The organism is Ahrensia marina (genome assembly GCF_001293565.1).
GTDB classification, from domain to species: Bacteria; Pseudomonadota; Alphaproteobacteria; order Rhizobiales; family Rhizobiaceae; genus Ahrensia; species Ahrensia marina.
The window spans coordinates 17,086-33,179 of record NZ_JXMU01000030.1; the positions used below are offsets into that span (position 1 = coordinate 17,086).

A 16,094-nucleotide genomic window follows, 5' to 3' on the forward strand; every position below is an offset into this window, starting at 1 on the left:
TTGCTTTTGTAAATCACGCAGTTAATGGGGATCGTCTGATGCCACGTTTGTTTGCCGCCTTAGAACTACCGCACACCACCATGATGCAATTATCACTGATGCGCGGCGGGTTGCCCGGCGCCCGTTTTATTGATCCGGAAAACTACCATCTAACTTTGCGCTTTATGGGTGACCTTGAAAATCATGTCGCCGATGAGGTCGCGGACGCGCTTGGCCGCGTTAACCGCAAACCATTTGAGCTGACACTGTGCGGCCTGGGTGTTTTTGGTGGTAAAAAGCCACATTCCCTGTTTGCGGTTCCTAAAAGCTGCCCTGAAATTTTCGAATTGCAGGAGGATATCGAGCGCACATGCCAAAGACTGAACCTGCCCGCTGATCCGCGTAAATTTACGCCTCATATTACAATTGCCCGTTTGCGCAATGTAACCGCCGAACGCGCCGCAAAGTTTCTGTCCGAACGCGGCGGATTCTTTGCCCCGCCTGTAAAAATCAAGGACTTCGTTCTTATGTCATCGCGTGATTCAATTGGCGGCGGACCGTATTTACGTGAGGAAATATATCCGCTGACACGGGATCAATATTCCGTGGGCAATTACGATTTCGAACATTTTAAGGATCAAAATGCCGATGCGATGCATTAAGACTCGGTAAAACGAGGAGAAGCATCATGGCAAAACCAACACTCAGTCAGGACGAGTTAAACGCAGCTTTATCAGAGCTTGGCGACTGGACACTTGCCGATGACGGCAAGTCGATCTCCAAAAAATTCAAATTTTCAAATTTCGTCAATGCTTTTGGTTTCATGACCAAAATGGCCATCGTTGCCGAAAAAATGAACCACCACCCGGAATGGTTCAATGTTTACAACCGTGTTGAGGTTACACTGACAACGCATGACAGCGGCGGCATTACGGAGCTGGATGTCAAACTGGCAACAAGAATGAACAAAGCGGCAGATTAGGCGCCCTATCGTAAACGCCGTTAAAGCTTGAACTGTTCTTTTGGCATCCCCATTTATAAGCCATGTCGATAAAAAGCGAACAAATCGAAGAAATTCTTGAGCCCGGTTCCGAGCGCCAGCGCAATAACCGTGAAGAAAGAGTGCGCAAACAATTCTGGTCAACGTTGCGCAAGGCAGCCAATGTCTTGCCAATGGCCGAAGAGGTAACCGCAGCTTATTTTTGCGCGCTCGATAAGGAAACACCGACGAAAGTGCGTGGCACCTTGCTGGCGGCGTTAGCTTATTTTGTCCTGCCTCTGGATGTTTTGCCGGACTTTATTCTAGGCCTCGGATTTACCGACGATTTGGCGGTTATCATGGCTGCAATTGGCGCAGTGCGCTCCAATATTACAGATGCGCACCGTTTGGCTGCCCGCAAAGCGCTTTCTGACGACAGCGACGAGATTTAAAATTCCGTATCAACCAGCGCATCGTTTTCCAGCGCGCGCCTCAATCGCCCGAAAGCCAATCTAATACGTGATTTCACGGTGCCAAGCGGCAATCCGGTCCGCTCCGAGATCTGGCTATGGGAAAGCCCCAGAAAAAACGCCTGCCTGACAAGTTCCAACTGTTCCTGCGGCAAGGACGCCATTGCTTCCTGTACACGCTCATCGCGTTGATCGGCATCTATCAACTCATCTACAGGTTGGACGGCAGAGGGCTGCAAAAGCGGTTCGTCAGGATCTAGTTGCGCTGATTTATCCCGCCGCACGGCATCAATGCGCCGGTTTCGCGCCACACGGAAAAGCCAAGTGCTTAATGATGATTTTGAGGCGTCATAAAGATGCGCTTTTTGCCACAGGACGACCATGACTTCCTGCGTCAAATCCTCGGCGGCATTATCGTTCATATTAAGGCTACGCAAATAGCTTTTTAAACGCGGAGCAAAATAGTCAAACAATTGCGCAAATGCCTGCCGGTCCCGCGAGGTGGCAACACGCTCGGTAAGCACAGCAAATTCCCGTTGCAGTTCAGTGCTCATATATTTGGTGGCCTATCGTCAGCGCGTTTAAAATACATCCATGACACAATTGTAGGGCGCGATATTCAGAATTCACGCAATATTTCAATTTAAGCCCAACTCTTGCCGTTTTTACCGAACACATAGGCTCAGGGACTTCAGACTTGGGTTGAAGCGAGGGCTACTTCTAGAAAATTGATATTTTAAAGCTTTTGTTTAAGCTTTAGTAACCAACATTAAGCCATTTTCAAAGTTATTCGCGGCGACAGCGTTCGCATCGCGTCGTCATCGCCAAACCCACAAAAGTGGTAGGATATATGTTTCAGGGATCAAAAATCACAAAGTCAATTCTAGCTGCAGGCGTTCTTGCTGCAACAACGGCTGTCGCTTCTGCACAGACACCGAACCGGATTGGCCAATTCAACGACTGGAGCGCGATCAGTTATCAGGGTGCAAACGGTAAAATCTGCTATGCGGTATCCGTTCCCACATCGAATGCGCCGGCATCTGTCAATCATGGCGACAATTTTTTCGTAGTGACCCAGCGTAGAGGTTCGAATGTTTCTTACGAGCCGCAATTTATCGCCGGTTACACACTCAAAGAGTCATCGAAAGTGACCGTTAATATTGACGGCAAGGACTTCTCGTTCTTCTCGAAGGCCAACACCGCATGGACTGAAAATGCGGCGGAAGACCCTGCAATTGTCGCCGCAATGCGTGCCGGTTCGAAAATGAATATCAAAGCGACGTCGCGCCGTGGCACAAACACGTCCTATGAATATTCATTGTCCGGCATCACAGCCGCGCTCAAAGCCATTGAGGACTGCAAGTAATCTTGCACATAGTCCTTCGGGATAATTATCATTAGACGGTCGGGCAGCAATGTCCGGCCTTTCTTGCATTTGACCTATGCGGCCCGGGATAGTGACTGAAACACATATTCATGATAGGCCGCGCTAAATTGAACCAGTAGTTTGTACTCATGGCACTTTCACTCGACCTGACAGATAAGAAAACCCGCAGCACACTCAGTGCCAACCAGTTCATGGACCAACGACCAACGCTGGTCGGGTTGACGCGCGAGCAAATGGGCGAGGCGCTGCGCGAAGCAGGCGTTGCCGACAAGCAGGTCAGAATGCGCACCCAGCAGCTCTGGCACTGGCTCTACATACGCGGTGTCGATGATTTTGATCTGATGTCCAATCTTGGCAAGGATCTGCGCGCACTGCTCAAAGAGAAATTTACCATCGCCGGCCCTGAAGTTGTCGAAGAGCAAATCTCTGTTGACGGTACGTGCAAATGGCTGATGCGGTTTCCTTCACGCGGGGCCGGTGCGCCGGTTGAAATCGAAACTGTGTATATTCCGGAAGAAGGGCGCGGCACGCTGTGTGTTTCAAGCCAGGTCGGCTGTACGCTCACCTGCACATTTTGCCATACCGGCACCCAGAAACTGGTGCGCAATTTGACATCCGGTGAAATTGTGGCGCAGGTCATTCTTGCGCGCAAGCGTTTAGGAGACTTTCCCGATCTAGATACGCCTGCCGGCGCAATTGTGCCGTCCGAAGGCCGCAAAGTTACCAATATCGTCATGATGGGCATGGGCGAGCCGCTTTATAATTATGACAATGTGCGCGATGCGATGAATGTTTTCAGCGATGGCGATGGCCTGTCCTTGTCCAAGCGCCGCGTAACGCTTTCGACCTCCGGCGTTGTGCCCAACATCATCAAAATTGGTGAGGAAACCGGCGCAATGCTGGCAATATCGCTTCACGCTGTGAACGATGAACTGCGCGATGTGCTGGTGCCGATCAACAAAAAATACCCGCTCGAACAGCTTCTTGATGCGTGCCGCAATTATCCGGGCCTGTCGAATGCGCGCCGCATCACCTTTGAATATGTGATGCTCAAGGGCGTGAACGATTCACTGGCTGATGCAAAAGAACTTGTCCGTCTGCTCAAGGGAATTCCGTCGAAAATCAACCTTATTCCCTTCAATAAATGGCCCGGTTCCGATTACGAATGTTCGGACTGGGACAAAATCGAAGAATTTGCCGATTTCATCAACGCAAATGGCTATGCGTCACCAATCCGCACACCGCGCGGTCAGGACATTCTGGCAGCCTGCGGTCAGCTTAAATCTGAATCCGAGCGCATGAAGAAAACCGAACGTCTGGCCTATGAAGCCATGATGATCGCAGGCCACGGGGATTAGGTCTACCGCGCCTGCGTTGTCAAAATCTTGACAGCAAATGCGCCGAAAACGGTAGCAAGCGTCCAGTCCATTGCACGCATAATGCGTGGGCTCTCAACCAGAAATGCCGAAAACCGGTTTGCCATGAAAATCATCGGCAGGATAATCGGAATCGCCACACATAAAAAGAACACGCCTAAAAAGACCAGCTTTCCCGGTGCATGCGGATCATTGGCCGACACAAATTGCGGCAAAAATGTCAGGAAGAAAATCACGATCTTCGGATTGAGAATATTGATCCCGATACCGGTCAGATAATGCCCCCACAACGAGCCGACTTTGGTTTTCTTGCCGCTGCGCGGCGTGAACGACGAGCCGTGACGGATTGACTGGTAAGCCAGCCATATCAAATAGCCCGCGCCAACGATTTTGAGAGTTAAAAATGCGGTGGGTGCTGCCACCAGCAAGGCCGACAAACCAAGCGCGACGAGCATGGTGTGGATCAATATGCCGGTAACCGCACCGCCAAAACAGGCTAGGCCCGCCGCACGGCTATGGGTGATGGCACGGCCGACATAAAGCGCCATGTCAGGGCCGGGTGTGACAGCAAGAATAGCACTCGCCAGCGCGAATTGTAACAATACTGCAATCGAAGGAACATAAGATAACATGACGGTTTTCCAATAATACTTGCCCGGTGGGACATCCCATGCCAAACCCCGCCTCAAATGAAAGGCAGAAAAAGTGCAGATAAAGAGTGATAACCAATTTGGCTTTTGGGGCAACCCGCTATTCTTGGCAGCGACGCTCTTTTTATGGTTTGCGATATTGGTGATATTTCGCACTTTTCCGGGCGTCGATATCTTTGTTGCCGACTTTTTTTACCGCGAGATTGCATGTTCGGGTAATGCCGCAACGCAGTCATGTCATGGATTTCCTTATGCGATCAACACCGCGCTGGCGACAATTCGGAATATCCTGCACAGGGCACCGGTATTTATCGGTATCGGGCTGATTGCCTTGGTGCTCTTTCGCTATGTCAAAATGAAAGGCAGAGTGGACGACGCATTCCTCAATCAGTCGCTGGTTTTGGCAAACCTCCTTTTCGGTACTTTGCTGGTCGTCAATACGGGCTTTAAAGAGAATTTCGGTCGTGTTCGTCCACGCGACATTCTCGACTTCGGCGGTAAGGGTGATTTTACATTGCCCGGCGATTTCATCGGCCAATGCATATCGAACTGTTCTTTTCCATCCGGTGAAGCTGCGGCCGGCGGATGGTTTTTATGTTGTGGACTGCTGTTTGCGCCGCAATGGCGCAAGAAAGCCTACATTCTACTGTTTATTCTTGGTGTCTTCATGGCATCACTGCGCGTTGCGTTCGGCGCTCATTTCATCTCAGATGTCATACTTGGCTACCTGACAACACTCATCACCTGTAGTTTGCTGGCAATCGCCTATGAGCTGGTACAAAAACGGCTTGCGACTAGCTAAAGCGAACTTGCGCAAACGACAAATCCCAATATGGTGCGGCAAACACTCCCAAACTGGAAAAACGAATGTCTAAGAATCTCAAAGATGTAAAAAAAGTAGTACTGGCCTATTCCGGCGGACTGGACACATCCATTATCTTAAAATGGTTGCAAACAGAGCTGAACGCGGAAGTTGTAACCTTTACCGCCGACCTTGGTCAGGGTGAAGAACTGGAGCCTGCGCGCAAAAAGGCGGAATTGCTTGGCATCAAGGAAATCTTCATCGAAGACGTGCGTGAAGAGTTTGTCTCTGACTTTGTTTTCCCGATGTTCCGCGCCAATGCGGCTTATGAAGGCGTCTATCTTCTAGGCACATCCATCGCACGCCCGCTTATTTCCAAGCGTCTCGTTGAAATTGCGCGCGAAACCGGTGCCGACGCGATTGCCCATGGCGCAACCGGCAAGGGCAACGATCAGGTCCGCTTTGAGCTTTCCGCCTACGCATTGGACCCGAACATTAAAGTGATCGCCCCTTGGCGTGACTGGTCGTTTAAATCACGCACCGATCTTTTAAACTTTGCCGAGCAAAACCAGATTCCTGTCCCAAAGGACAAAAAGGGCGAAGCACCGTTTTCTGTTGATGCAAACCTTCTGCATTCATCCTCTGAAGGCAAAGTGCTCGAAGACCCTTGGGTTGAAGCACCGGAATATGTGCATATGCGCACTGTGTCGCCCATGGATGCGCCGGATGTGGCAACAGACATTGAGATCGAGTTCGAAAAAGGTGACGCAATCGGCCTCAACGGCGAACGTTTAAGCGCGGCAACCCTGTTTGCCAAACTCAACGATCTGGGCCGTGACAATGGCATCGGCCGCCTTGATCTGGTTGAAAACCGCTTTGTCGGCATGAAATCACGCGGTGTCTATGAGACACCCGGCGGTACAATTCTTTTAGCCGCGCACCGCGCAATGGAATCTTTAACGCTGGACCGCGGCGCAGCGCATCTTAAAGACGAGCTTATGCCGCGCTATGCCGAGCTGATCTATAACGGCTTCTGGTTCTCGCCGGAGCGCGAAATGCTTCAGGCAGCGATCGACCATTCACAGCAGCATGTGGAAGGCAAAGTACGCCTGAAACTTTACAAAGGGAACGTGATTGTAACCGGCCGCGAAAGCGACAAATCGCTTTATTCCGAAGCACTGGTGACTTTTGAAGATGACCAAGGCGCCTATGATCAAAAAGATGCAAACGGCTTTATCAAGCTGAACGCATTGCGCCTTCGCACTCTGGCAGCACGCGACCGTAAAGCTTAAAATGGAACAACGCAGTGTCTGAACAAAGCAGCGGTAAGGTTTCCATTGGCAGAACAAAAGCCAATGCCACCTCCAAACAGGGGAGATCTTATCGGCTCTTTGCTTTTTCCACGCTGCTTGTTTTGATTTTAACCTCCATTGGCGGCTGGTTATGGCTCAACCGCCAGCAGGAGCCTTACACCCTGACGATTGGCGCCGGTCCATTTGGTTCCGACGCCTTCAACTTACTCAGCGAAGTCAGGCAAGTGGTGCTGCGCCATTCAGATGAGTTGCGCCTGAGTGTCAAATCCACGCGTGACGGCTCGCAAAACATCGCCCTTTTGAACAATGGGGCGATTGATGCAGCCGTAATCCGCTCTGACACACCGGTGGTGGCCGATGTGCGCGGTGTGGCCGAACTTTATCCGGATGTTTTCCAGATCATTGTGCGCGACGATGCGCCCGCTTACACCGTCACCGATCTGACCAATATCCGTATTTCCATACCGGAATATGGCAGCGACGGGTTCCGCTCTTTTTGGGTCATTGGCGATCATTACGATCTACCCATAGATCAAATGCGCTGGAAGGCGGAGCCGTTTAATGTCAGCGTCGCGAAACTGTTGAGCGGTCGGACCGACGCTCTTTTTACCGTTCGGTCGCTACGCGACATGCCACTGATACGGCTATTTGAGGATGCCCAGCTCAAGCGCCTGAAACTGCGTTACCTTCCCATTGAACAGGCCGAGGCAATCGCGCTCAAACGTCCGTTTCTAACCACTGCGTCGATACCTCAGGGCGCATTTACCGGTGCAACGCCGGTCCCGGGTCGCGATACGCCCACATCGGCTGTTAAACGGATTTTGGTGACCCGCGCGGATATCGACCCTGAAGCAATACGTGAATTAACACGCATCATGTTTGAGAACCGTCTGGATCTAACCATCCGTTTTGCGCTGGCTTCCGCAATCAACGCACCGGATGAAACACAAGGGCTTTCTGTGCCGTTGCACGAGGGCGCGCAGGCCTTTTACAACCGTGATCAACCAAGCTTTGTGCAGGAGAACGCCGAGCCGCTTGCATTGGGCGTCACCGTTCTCACGCTGCTTTTGTCCGGCTTGATTGCGCTGCGCTCCCGCTTTGTGAGCAGCCAGAAGAACAAGGCTGATATTTATAACCATCAATTGCTGGACATTCAGAAACAGGCGATGCTGGCTGACGAGGCAGAAGAGCTTGATCTTTTGAAGGTTGATTTAAGCAATGTGCTTCAAACCGTCGTTATCGCGCTTGATACCGATGAGGTGACTGACGAAGGGTTCCAGTCTTTCTCGCTTCTATGGGACGCCGTGCGTGAAACGATCAATGACCGCTATCGCCAGATAAACGCATGAACCTTGGTTTTGCAGCCAGCCTGACCTTGGAATAGACCTCTAAGTTGCCTACCTCTCCCATAACATCGCCAAATTATCAGGAGCAAACATGACTGAGCAAACAATCAACCCCGCAATCACCACGTGGGATGGACCGTTCGGTATGCCGCGTTTTGATGCGATTAAGGACGAGGATTTTGGCCCCGCAATGCGCGAAGGCTTCAAAGTTGATCTTGCACAGGCCGAAGAAATAGCAGGCAATCCTGATGCGCCCACTTTTGAAAATACAATTGAAGCGCTGGAGCGCACCGGCGAAATTCTAAGCCGTGCGGCAACATTGTTTTTTGTCAAAGCCGGCAATGATACAAATGCGACCATCCAGAAACTCGAACGTGAGTTCTCGCCGCTTTTTGCCCGTCATGCCGGAGAAATGGCAAAGAATAAGAAACTGTTCCAGCGTATCGACACGCTTTGGAACAAGCGCGGCGAATTGGGCCTCAGTGTCGAACAGACGCAATTATTGAAAAAATACCACCGGAATTTTGTGCGTATGGGCGCAGCGCTGGAAGGCGAAGAACAGCAAAAGCTGATCGCTGTGAATGAAAAGCTTGCTGCGCTCGGCACACAGTTCGGGCAAAATGTCCTTAAAGACGAAGCTGAATGGGTGATGTATCTGGGCGAAGACGATCTGTCAGGCTTACCGGCATCGTTAAAAGACGCGATGGCATCCGAAGCAACCAGCCGCGAAAAAGACGGGCAATATGCTGTCACCCTCAGCCGTTCGCTGGTTTCGCCATTTCTGACCCATTCAGACCGCCGCGATTTGCGCGAAAAAGCCTATAAGGCGTGGATTGCGCGCGGCGAAAATGACGGTGAAAGCGACAACCGCCCGATCATCACACAAACGCTTAAACTGCGCGCGCAGCGTGCCAAACTGCTTGGCCATGAAAATTTCGCCGCGCTGAAGCTTGACGGCACCATGGCCAAAACACCGCAGGCTGTGAACGAACTGCTGGAAACAGTGTGGGAGAAAGCCAAAACACGCGCCGAGGAAGAAGCCGCAGATATTGAGGCGCTGATGCGCGAGAACGGCGATAATGCCGATCTGGCCGGTTGGGACTGGCGCTATTATGCGGAAAAAATACGTGTGGCGCGCTTTGCCTATTCGGACGATGAAGTGCGCCCCTATATGCGGCTGGAAAATATGATCGAAGCGGCCTTTAGTGTCGCTGGCCGCCTGTTCGGCCTGACATTTGAGGAAAAGCAGGACATTCCGCTTTACCACCCCGATGCCCGTATCTGGGAAGTGAAAAATGCAAATGGCGAACATCAGGCTATGTTCATCGGCGATTATTTTGCACGGCCTTCAAAGCGTTCCGGCGCATGGATGAGCGCTATGCAATATCAGTCAAAATTGCTCGGAAAATCCGCGATTATCACCAATACGATGAACTTTGCCAAACCGCCCAAAGGCCAGGAGGCATATCTTTCCTTTGATGATGCCCGCACGCTGTTCCACGAATTTGGTCACGCCCTGCACGGTATGCTCTCCAATGTGACCTATCCGTCATTGTCAGGCACCAGTGTGTCGCGTGACTTTGTTGAATTACCATCCCAGCTATACGAGCACTGGATGACGGTACCGGAAGTCATGAACGAGTTTGCCACCCACAAAGAGACCGGCAAACCGATGCCCAAAGCATTGCTCGACAAGGTTTTGGCCGCAACCACCTTTAATATTGGCCATGACACCGTCGAATACACAACATCGGCACTGGTCGATATGGCCTATCACCAGAATGATCTGGAACTGGATAATCCGGCCGCTTTTGAGGCTGATCTGTTGGCGAAAATCGGCAAACCCGCGCCAATTGCGATGCGTCACCGCTCGCCGCACTTCCAGCACATTTTCTCCGGTGACGGTTATGCGGCGGGTTATTACTCCTATATGTGGTCCGAAGTTCTGGACGCTGACGCATTTCTGGCTTTTGAAGAAAAAGGCGATGCCTTTGATCCTGAATTGGCCAAGCGGCTGCTCGACAATATCTATTCCTCAGGGGCAACCATGGAGCCAGAAGACGCCTATATCGGCTTTCGCGGCAAGCTTCCCACCCCTGATGCAATGCTGAAAGGACGGGGCCTAATTTAGCCCCTGATTTAACCAATAGAAGCATGTCTCCCGAAAGTGGGCACCGGTTTCGGGATAAAGACATGCGGCAAAACAAAAGCTTTCAGAGCGTTTTATGATACGGTTAGCTTCTGAAAGCGCACTATTTTTCGGTTAAGGGTTTTCGCAACGCACAAACTCGTCTATGAGCGGCACAAATTGGCTTTTGTGCCGCTTAATTCATATCCGGAAAATGAACATGGAACTTCGCAACATTGCGATCATCGCGCACGTTGACCACGGCAAAACCACTCTGGTTGACGAACTATTGAAACAATCTGGCGTTTACCGCGAGAACGAGCGCGTTCAGGAACGCGCGATGGACTCAGGTGACATCGAAAAAGAACGCGGCATTACCATTCTCGCCAAGGCGACATCCATTGAATGGAAAGGTCACCGCATCAACATCGTGGACACGCCGGGCCACGCCGACTTTGGCGGCGAAGTGGAACGTATCCTGTCGATGGTTGACGGCGCAATCGTGCTTGTTGATGCCGCCGAAGGTCCGATGCCGCAAACAAAATTCGTTGTCGGCAAAGCGCTTAAAGTGGGTTTGAAGCCGATCGTCGCGATCAACAAGATTGACCGTCCGGACGGCCGCCACGATGAAGTTGTCAACGAAGTGTTTGACCTCTTTGCAGCACTTGACGCGACCGATGAGCAGCTTGATTTCCCGATTCTATACGGTTCGGGACGTGCAGGCTGGATGGCCGACACACCGGACCAGCCGGAAAATTCAAGTCTGGAGCCATTGCTTGATCTGGTACTCAAACATGTACCAAAACCAAGCGTCGGCGATGGCCCGTTCCGTATGATCGGTACATTGCTTGAATCAAACAATTTCCTTGGCCGCATGATTACCGGACGTATTCATTCCGGTTCAATCAAGCCAAACCAGGCCGTCAAAGTACTGTCACAGGACGGCAAAACCGTTGAAACAGGTCGTATTTCAAAAATCCTTGCTTTCCGTGGTCTGGAGCGCACCGCGCTTGATGAAGCCCATGCCGGTGATATTGTCGCCATTGCGGGCCTGCAGAAAGGCACAGTTGCCGATACATTCTGCGACCCTTCCGTTAGCGAATCTTTGCAGGCCCAACCAATCGATCCGCCAACCGTGACGATGAGCTTTATCGTCAATGATTCTCCACTGGCAGGCACCGAGGGCGACAAGGTAACGAGCCGCGTCATCCGCGACCGGCTTTTGAAAGAAGCCGAAGGCAATGTGGCGCTGAAAATCGAAGAATCCGGCGATAAGGACTCATTCTTTGTGTCAGGACGCGGTGAATTGCAGCTTGCCGTTCTGATTGAAACCATGCGCCGTGAGGGCTTTGAACTTGCCGTATCGCGCCCGCGCGTTGTCTATAAAGAAGGCGAAAACGGCGAGCGGCTCGAGCCGGTTGAAGAAGTCGTCATCGACGTTGACGATGAACATTCCGGCGTTGTTGTTCAGAAAATGTCTGAGCGCAAAGCCGACCTTCTGGAATTAAAACCATCCGGCGGCGACCGTGTCCGTCTGGTATTCCATGCACCGACCCGTGGCCTGATCGGCTATCAGTCCGAGCTGATGACAGACACCAAGGGCACAGCGATCATGAACCGTCTGTTCCATGATTATTTGCCGTACAAAGGTGATATTGGCGGGCGCACACAGGGCGTTCTGATTTCCAATGAACAGGGTGAATCGGTTGCCTATGCATTGTTTAACCTTGAAGACCGCGGCCCGATGATCATTGACGCCGGTGTTAAAGTTTATCAGGGCATGATTATCGGCATTCATATGCGCGACAATGACCTTGAGGTGAACGTGCTCAAGGGCAAAAAACTGACAAACGTGCGCGCCGCCGGCAAGGATGATGCTGTGAAGCTGACACCGCCGCAGCGCATGACTTTGGAACGCGCCCTGTCATGGATTCAGGATGACGAGTTGGTGGAAGTAACGCCTAAAACTATTCGTTTGCGCAAAACCCACCTTGATCCAAATGACCGCAAGCGCATGGCAAAGGCCAAAGCCGACGCCTGATCCAAGCGGCATGTTGTGAACATCTGTTGATATTAAAACCCCGCATCTTGCGGGGTTTTGTTTAATGACTCATGGTTCTATGACCATGACCGCATTGACCATAGAGATTAGGCCAGCAGAGCGTAGCGATGCCGAGGCCATATCCCAAACCCACGCTTGTGCGTGGGAATATGCCTATGCGGGCATTATTCCCTACCAGTCCTTGCGCGAGATGATTAACCGCCGTGACCAGCGCTGGTGGGCCCGCGCCATCGACCGCGGCACTTCGGTGATGGTGCTTGATATGGGCGGCGGCGAAATTGCCGGTTATGTGACTTTTGGCCTGAACCGCGCACGCGCCTTGCCTCAGGACGGTGAAATTTACGAAATTTACCTCCGTCCGGAATATCAGGGCGTCGGCCTTGGCTCAAAACTGTTTAATGCCGCCCGCACGCGCCTTAAAACATTGCGCTGCAACGGCCTTGTCGTCTGGGCTTTGGAAGATAATACCGGCGCTCTTGATTTTTACGAAAATATTGGCGGCAGGGACATAGCCGAAGGCTACGAAACATTTGCCGGTCATACATTGCGTAAAATCGCTTACGTCTGGGAATAATTACGGCCCGAATGTCCGCATCGGAAATCCGGCGGCCAGCCCTTCATTGCCATGAAATTCAGGTTCATCAATCCGGCACCTAAATTCCCGCGCAATATTATCGGCCACTTCGCGTGCCATCTCGTTGGCATTGTCATTTTCCAGCGCATCCACATAGCCGACAACGCAGCCATCGCCAACGGCCGGTTGCGCAACCTTGGAAACAACCAGTACTTGACCTTTAGCGCCGTCAACAGTGCCGTCTTCAGCCGAAATGTGCCACCGGAGGATTGCAGCGAACGGAATCTCGCCGACCAAACGCCATTCTATCTTGTCGCCGACATTATTAAATGCCTGAAAGCTTTCAAACGCGCCTTCGCCAAACCAGTCGCCTACAAACCCGTAAAAGACCGATTCACGTGCATCGCCTTCCTGAAACAGAACGCTGTAACCCTTATAGCCCGCACAGGCAAAACTGCCGCCCAGCATATCCAGCTGATAGGCAATGCAGGTATCATCAATGTTCAGATCCGTATAGACGCTGGAGATTTCCGTACTCATCTCGATTTCTTGCGCAACCACCGGCGCGGCAATGAATTGAAACCCGACCAGCCCTGAAATCAACAATCTACGCATCTCAATCTCCCAATTTAAATGAAATCTAACGATTACAGAAAAGCAGTCCAGATACAAATTTAGCCTTTGTCTATGTTGCACCGCAGCTTTTGTCGGTTTATCAGAGCGCAAATGGAGATAAATCAATGAATATCGACGCAATTGCGATTGGTGATAACCCACCGGAAGACGTAAATGTAATCATCGAAGTGCCTGTTGGCGGTTCACCGATTAAATATGAAATGGACAAAGCGTCCGGCGCCCTCATGGTAGACCGGTTTTTATACACGCCGATGACATATCCGGGCAATTACGGCTTTGTACCGCACACATTGTCAGATGACGGCGACCCGATTGATGTCCTCGTCATGAATACCCGCGCGCTGGTGCCGGGATGCGTGATCAATGTGCGCCCGATCGGCGTTTTGAACATGGAAGATAATTCCGGCGAAGATGAGAAAATCATCGCTGTGCCGTCGAGCCATCTTACAAAACGCTATGAAGGCGTCAAAACGCATACGGATTTGCCGCAGATCACGCTTGATCAGGTTGAGCATTTCTTCCAGCACTACAAAGATCTTGAACCGGGCAAATGGGTCAAAATCGGTGCGTGGGAAGGCCATGAAAAGGCACAAAAGCTTATCACGGACGCGATTGCCCGCGCCAAGAAATAAACAATAAATGCAGTTAAATTGAAATATGCGCTGTAACTAAGGTTTCAGCGCATTTTCATATGCAGTTAGACGATGGCCGGTGCCAGCACATTCACGATAATCTGTTCAACGAAATAGATAATCACGAACAAAACGATTGGCGAAATATCAATACCGCCAAGATCGGGAATAAAGCGGCGGATCGGGCGCAGCACCGGTTCTGTCGCCTTGTAGAAGAAACTACCGAGCATTGCGACAAACTGGTTGGAATTGTTCACCACGTTGAACGCATAGAGCCAAGAAAAAATAATCGCGCCAATAACGATGAATTTATATATGCCCAATGCATATAAAAGGGTTTGAATTATTGCCAGGCCCACAGCGCCCTCCTTGATTGATTTACTACCAAATAAGCAAGCTGTGCACGCGGCGCAAGACCGCTACACATTACATATCTTTAAGGCGCAATAAAAAGCTTGGTTATTTTAAATAAAGTGCTTATCGGTTGGCGTATGGAAAGCGAAACTTTAAAATCTGAACAACCCGCACGTTTTGCCGCATTTTCCTATTCAGCCTATGCCAAATATTGGACCGCGCGCCTGTTCTCAACATTCGCTATCCAGATCGTTGCGGTTTCGGTGGCTTGGCAAATTTACGATCTGACACGCAATCCCATGGATTTGGGCATTATCGGCCTAGTTCAGTTCGCGCCGGTTCTCTTGCTGGTTCTTATTACCGGTGCCGTTGCCGACCGTTATGGACGGCGTAACGTTATGGGGCTGGCTGTCGCCGCTGAATTACTCTGTGCCGTGGCGATATTGTTCTTTTCCATGCGCGGCCTGACCTCACCGCTTCCCGTCTTTGTGGCGCTGTTCGGTTTTGGCATCGCGCGCGCCTTTTTCGGCCCTGCCTCCCAATCCTTGGTGGTTAATCTGGTACCCACCCATATTTTCCCCAATGCTGTCGCTTGGAATTCTTCGGCATGGCAATTGGCTTCCATTGGCGGGCCGGTGGCTGGCGGATTGCTCTATGGTCTTGGAGCCAACATCGCTTATTCGGTCGCAGCATTTCTATTTGCAGCCGCGCTTGTCCTGATTGCACTCATTCCCAAGCCTAAAGCACCAGCCAAAGTCATAAAAACCGACTTTTCATCACTGTTTGACGGGCTGCGCTATATCCGTAAGGAAAAAGTCGTTCTTGGCGCTATTTCACTCGACCTATTTGCTGTTTTATTGGGCGGTGCAGTGGCACTGCTGCCAATTTATGCCCGTGACATCCTCCATCTTGGACCTTGGGGACTTGGTCTTTTACGCGCAGCGCCGGGCATTGGCGCGGTGTTAGTCGCCGCATGGCTGGCCGCCTCTCCCGTGCGCGATCATGCGGGCCGGATCATGTTTATTTTCGTCGCCCTGTTCGGTGTTTTTACGATCATCTTTGGCCTTTCAACGGTGACATGGCTTTCCATCATCGCTTTGGCCCTGATTGGTGCGGCGGATATGGTCAGCGTCTATATCCGTGAAACGCTTCTGCAACTATGGACACCGGATGAGGTCCGTGGCCGTGTTAACGCGGTCAATATGGTCTTTCTGGGCGCATCAAACGAGCTGGGCGAGTTCCGTGCCGGTTTCATGGCCGCTTGGCTCGGCGCAGTGCCTGCCGTCGTTTTTGGCGGTGTGGGCGCTATCGCCGTTGCAGGCATCTGGGCTTGGAAGTTTCCCAAACTACTCAATGCGCGCCATTTGGAGCATCGCGACTAGAGCATGTCAGGAAAAGTGGGAACC

17 protein-coding genes are annotated in these 16,094 nt (G+C 51.4%); 13 read left to right on the plus strand and 4 right to left on the minus strand.

Annotated features, from left to right (window positions below):
- The first annotated feature begins 38 nt into the window (after positions 1 to 38).
- From thpR to SU32_RS15725, 3 genes are all read left to right on the plus strand, one after another.
- Positions 39 to 641 (plus strand): RNA 2',3'-cyclic phosphodiesterase, encoded by a 603-nt coding sequence (gene thpR, locus SU32_RS15715; RefSeq protein ID WP_054000332.1) that lies wholly within the window; start codon positions 39 to 41, stop codon positions 639 to 641.
- Between the two features lie 26 nt (positions 642 to 667).
- Positions 668 to 961: a 4a-hydroxytetrahydrobiopterin dehydratase gene (locus SU32_RS15720; RefSeq protein ID WP_054000333.1), complete on the plus strand. Its 294-nt coding sequence runs from the start codon at positions 668 to 670 to the stop codon at positions 959 to 961.
- 68 nt (positions 962 to 1,029) lie between these two features.
- Positions 1,030 to 1,410 carry a YkvA family protein gene (locus tag SU32_RS15725; RefSeq protein WP_144421177.1) on the plus strand — a complete coding sequence of 127 codons (381 nt, stop codon included), beginning with the start codon at positions 1,030 to 1,032 and terminating at the stop codon, positions 1,408 to 1,410.
- Here SU32_RS15725 and SU32_RS15730 read toward each other — a convergent pair.
- Positions 1,407 to 1,982, minus strand: coding sequence for a sigma-70 family RNA polymerase sigma factor (locus SU32_RS15730; protein WP_054000335.1), 576 nt, complete (start codon positions 1,980 to 1,982; stop codon positions 1,407 to 1,409). The genes SU32_RS15725 and SU32_RS15730 overlap by 4 nt on opposite strands.
- Positions 1,983 to 2,278: 296 nt before the next feature.
- Between SU32_RS15730 and SU32_RS15735 the strand changes: the two genes are divergently transcribed.
- Positions 2,279 to 2,794: an invasion associated locus B family protein gene (locus SU32_RS15735; RefSeq protein ID WP_054000336.1), complete on the plus strand. Its 516-nt coding sequence runs from the start codon at positions 2,279 to 2,281 to the stop codon at positions 2,792 to 2,794.
- A gap of 212 nt (positions 2,795 to 3,006) precedes the next feature.
- On the plus strand, positions 3,007 to 4,173 hold the full coding sequence (rlmN, locus tag SU32_RS15740) for a dual-specificity RNA methyltransferase RlmN (RefSeq protein ID WP_245625558.1): 1,167 nt from the start codon (positions 3,007 to 3,009) through the stop codon (positions 4,171 to 4,173).
- Between the two features lie 2 nt (positions 4,174 to 4,175).
- On the opposite strand, the gene SU32_RS15745 is transcribed toward rlmN, so the two are convergent.
- Positions 4,176 to 4,823 carry a LysE family translocator gene (locus tag SU32_RS15745; RefSeq protein WP_054000338.1) on the minus strand — a complete coding sequence of 216 codons (648 nt, stop codon included), beginning with the start codon at positions 4,821 to 4,823 and terminating at the stop codon, positions 4,176 to 4,178.
- Positions 4,824 to 4,896: 73 nt separating this feature from the next.
- Here SU32_RS15745 and SU32_RS15750 point away from each other — a divergent pair, with 73 nt between their 5' ends.
- The 6 genes from SU32_RS15750 to SU32_RS15775 all read left to right on the plus strand — a co-directional run bounded on the left by SU32_RS15750 (position 4,897) and on the right by SU32_RS15775 (position 13,066).
- A complete protein-coding gene (locus SU32_RS15750) occupies positions 4,897 to 5,643 on the plus strand; it encodes a phosphatase PAP2 family protein (RefSeq protein ID WP_054000339.1) in 747 nt (248 codons plus the stop codon).
- 65 nt (positions 5,644 to 5,708) lie between these two features.
- Positions 5,709 to 6,935: an argininosuccinate synthase gene (locus tag SU32_RS15755; protein WP_054000340.1), complete on the plus strand. Its 1,227-nt coding sequence runs from the start codon at positions 5,709 to 5,711 to the stop codon at positions 6,933 to 6,935.
- Between the two features lie 14 nt (positions 6,936 to 6,949).
- Positions 6,950 to 8,305, plus strand: a complete 1,356-nt coding sequence (locus tag SU32_RS15760; protein WP_054000341.1) for a TAXI family TRAP transporter solute-binding subunit — start codon at positions 6,950 to 6,952, stop codon at positions 8,303 to 8,305.
- An 88-nt stretch (positions 8,306 to 8,393) separates the two neighbouring features.
- The gene (locus SU32_RS15765) at positions 8,394 to 10,433 is read left to right on the plus strand and encodes a M3 family metallopeptidase (protein ID WP_054000342.1); all 2,040 of its coding nucleotides are present in this window, start codon (positions 8,394 to 8,396) and stop codon (positions 10,431 to 10,433) included.
- Between the two features lie 217 nt (positions 10,434 to 10,650).
- Positions 10,651 to 12,471, plus strand: a complete 1,821-nt coding sequence (gene typA, locus SU32_RS15770) for a translational GTPase TypA (RefSeq protein WP_054000343.1) — start codon at positions 10,651 to 10,653, stop codon at positions 12,469 to 12,471.
- Positions 12,472 to 12,556: 85 nt separating this feature from the next.
- Positions 12,557 to 13,066, plus strand: a complete 510-nt coding sequence (locus SU32_RS15775) for a GNAT family N-acetyltransferase (RefSeq protein ID WP_054000348.1) — start codon at positions 12,557 to 12,559, stop codon at positions 13,064 to 13,066.
- Here the strand turns inward: SU32_RS15775 and SU32_RS15780 are convergent, their stop codons facing one another.
- Positions 13,067 to 13,681: a hypothetical protein gene (locus tag SU32_RS15780; RefSeq protein ID WP_054000344.1), complete on the minus strand. Its 615-nt coding sequence runs from the start codon at positions 13,679 to 13,681 to the stop codon at positions 13,067 to 13,069.
- Between the two features lie 125 nt (positions 13,682 to 13,806).
- On the opposite strand from SU32_RS15780, the gene ppa reads away from it, so the two are divergent.
- Positions 13,807 to 14,334 (plus strand): inorganic diphosphatase, encoded by a 528-nt coding sequence (gene ppa / locus SU32_RS15785; RefSeq protein WP_054000345.1) that lies wholly within the window; start codon positions 13,807 to 13,809, stop codon positions 14,332 to 14,334.
- Positions 14,335 to 14,399: 65 nt separating this feature from the next.
- Here ppa and SU32_RS15790 read toward each other — a convergent pair whose 3' ends face one another.
- Positions 14,400 to 14,693, minus strand: a complete 294-nt coding sequence (locus tag SU32_RS15790) for a YggT family protein (RefSeq protein WP_082376833.1) — start codon at positions 14,691 to 14,693, stop codon at positions 14,400 to 14,402.
- Between the two features lie 132 nt (positions 14,694 to 14,825).
- Here SU32_RS15790 and SU32_RS15795 point away from each other — a divergent pair, with 132 nt between their 5' ends.
- Positions 14,826 to 16,070 carry an MFS transporter gene (locus SU32_RS15795; protein ID WP_054000349.1) on the plus strand — a complete coding sequence of 415 codons (1,245 nt, stop codon included), beginning with the start codon at positions 14,826 to 14,828 and terminating at the stop codon, positions 16,068 to 16,070.
- Positions 16,071 to 16,094 lie beyond the last annotated feature (24 nt).

Coding starts and splice junctions, on each gene's coding strand:
- ppa (WP_054000345.1), top strand. CDS start 13,807: ATGAATATCGACGCAATTGCGATTGGTGATAACCCACCGGAAGACGTA.
- SU32_RS15765 (WP_054000342.1), top strand. CDS start 8,394: ATGACTGAGCAAACAATCAACCCCGCAATCACCACGTGGGATGGACCG.
- SU32_RS15780 (WP_054000344.1), bottom strand. CDS start 13,681: ATGCGTAGATTGTTGATTTCAGGGCTGGTCGGGTTTCAATTCATTGCC.
- typA (WP_054000343.1), top strand. CDS start 10,651: ATGGAACTTCGCAACATTGCGATCATCGCGCACGTTGACCACGGCAAA.
- SU32_RS15745 (WP_054000338.1), bottom strand. CDS start 4,823: ATGTTATCTTATGTTCCTTCGATTGCAGTATTGTTACAATTCGCGCTG.
- thpR (WP_054000332.1), top strand. CDS start 39: ATGCCACGTTTGTTTGCCGCCTTAGAACTACCGCACACCACCATGATG.
- SU32_RS15720 (WP_054000333.1), top strand. CDS start 668: ATGGCAAAACCAACACTCAGTCAGGACGAGTTAAACGCAGCTTTATCA.
- SU32_RS15755 (WP_054000340.1), top strand. CDS start 5,709: ATGTCTAAGAATCTCAAAGATGTAAAAAAAGTAGTACTGGCCTATTCC.
- SU32_RS15795 (WP_054000349.1), top strand. CDS start 14,826: ATGGAAAGCGAAACTTTAAAATCTGAACAACCCGCACGTTTTGCCGCA.
- SU32_RS15730 (WP_054000335.1), bottom strand. CDS start 1,982: ATGAGCACTGAACTGCAACGGGAATTTGCTGTGCTTACCGAGCGTGTT.
- SU32_RS15735 (WP_054000336.1), top strand. CDS start 2,279: ATGTTTCAGGGATCAAAAATCACAAAGTCAATTCTAGCTGCAGGCGTT.
- SU32_RS15775 (WP_054000348.1), top strand. CDS start 12,557: ATGACCGCATTGACCATAGAGATTAGGCCAGCAGAGCGTAGCGATGCC.
- rlmN (WP_245625558.1), top strand. CDS start 3,007: ATGGACCAACGACCAACGCTGGTCGGGTTGACGCGCGAGCAAATGGGC.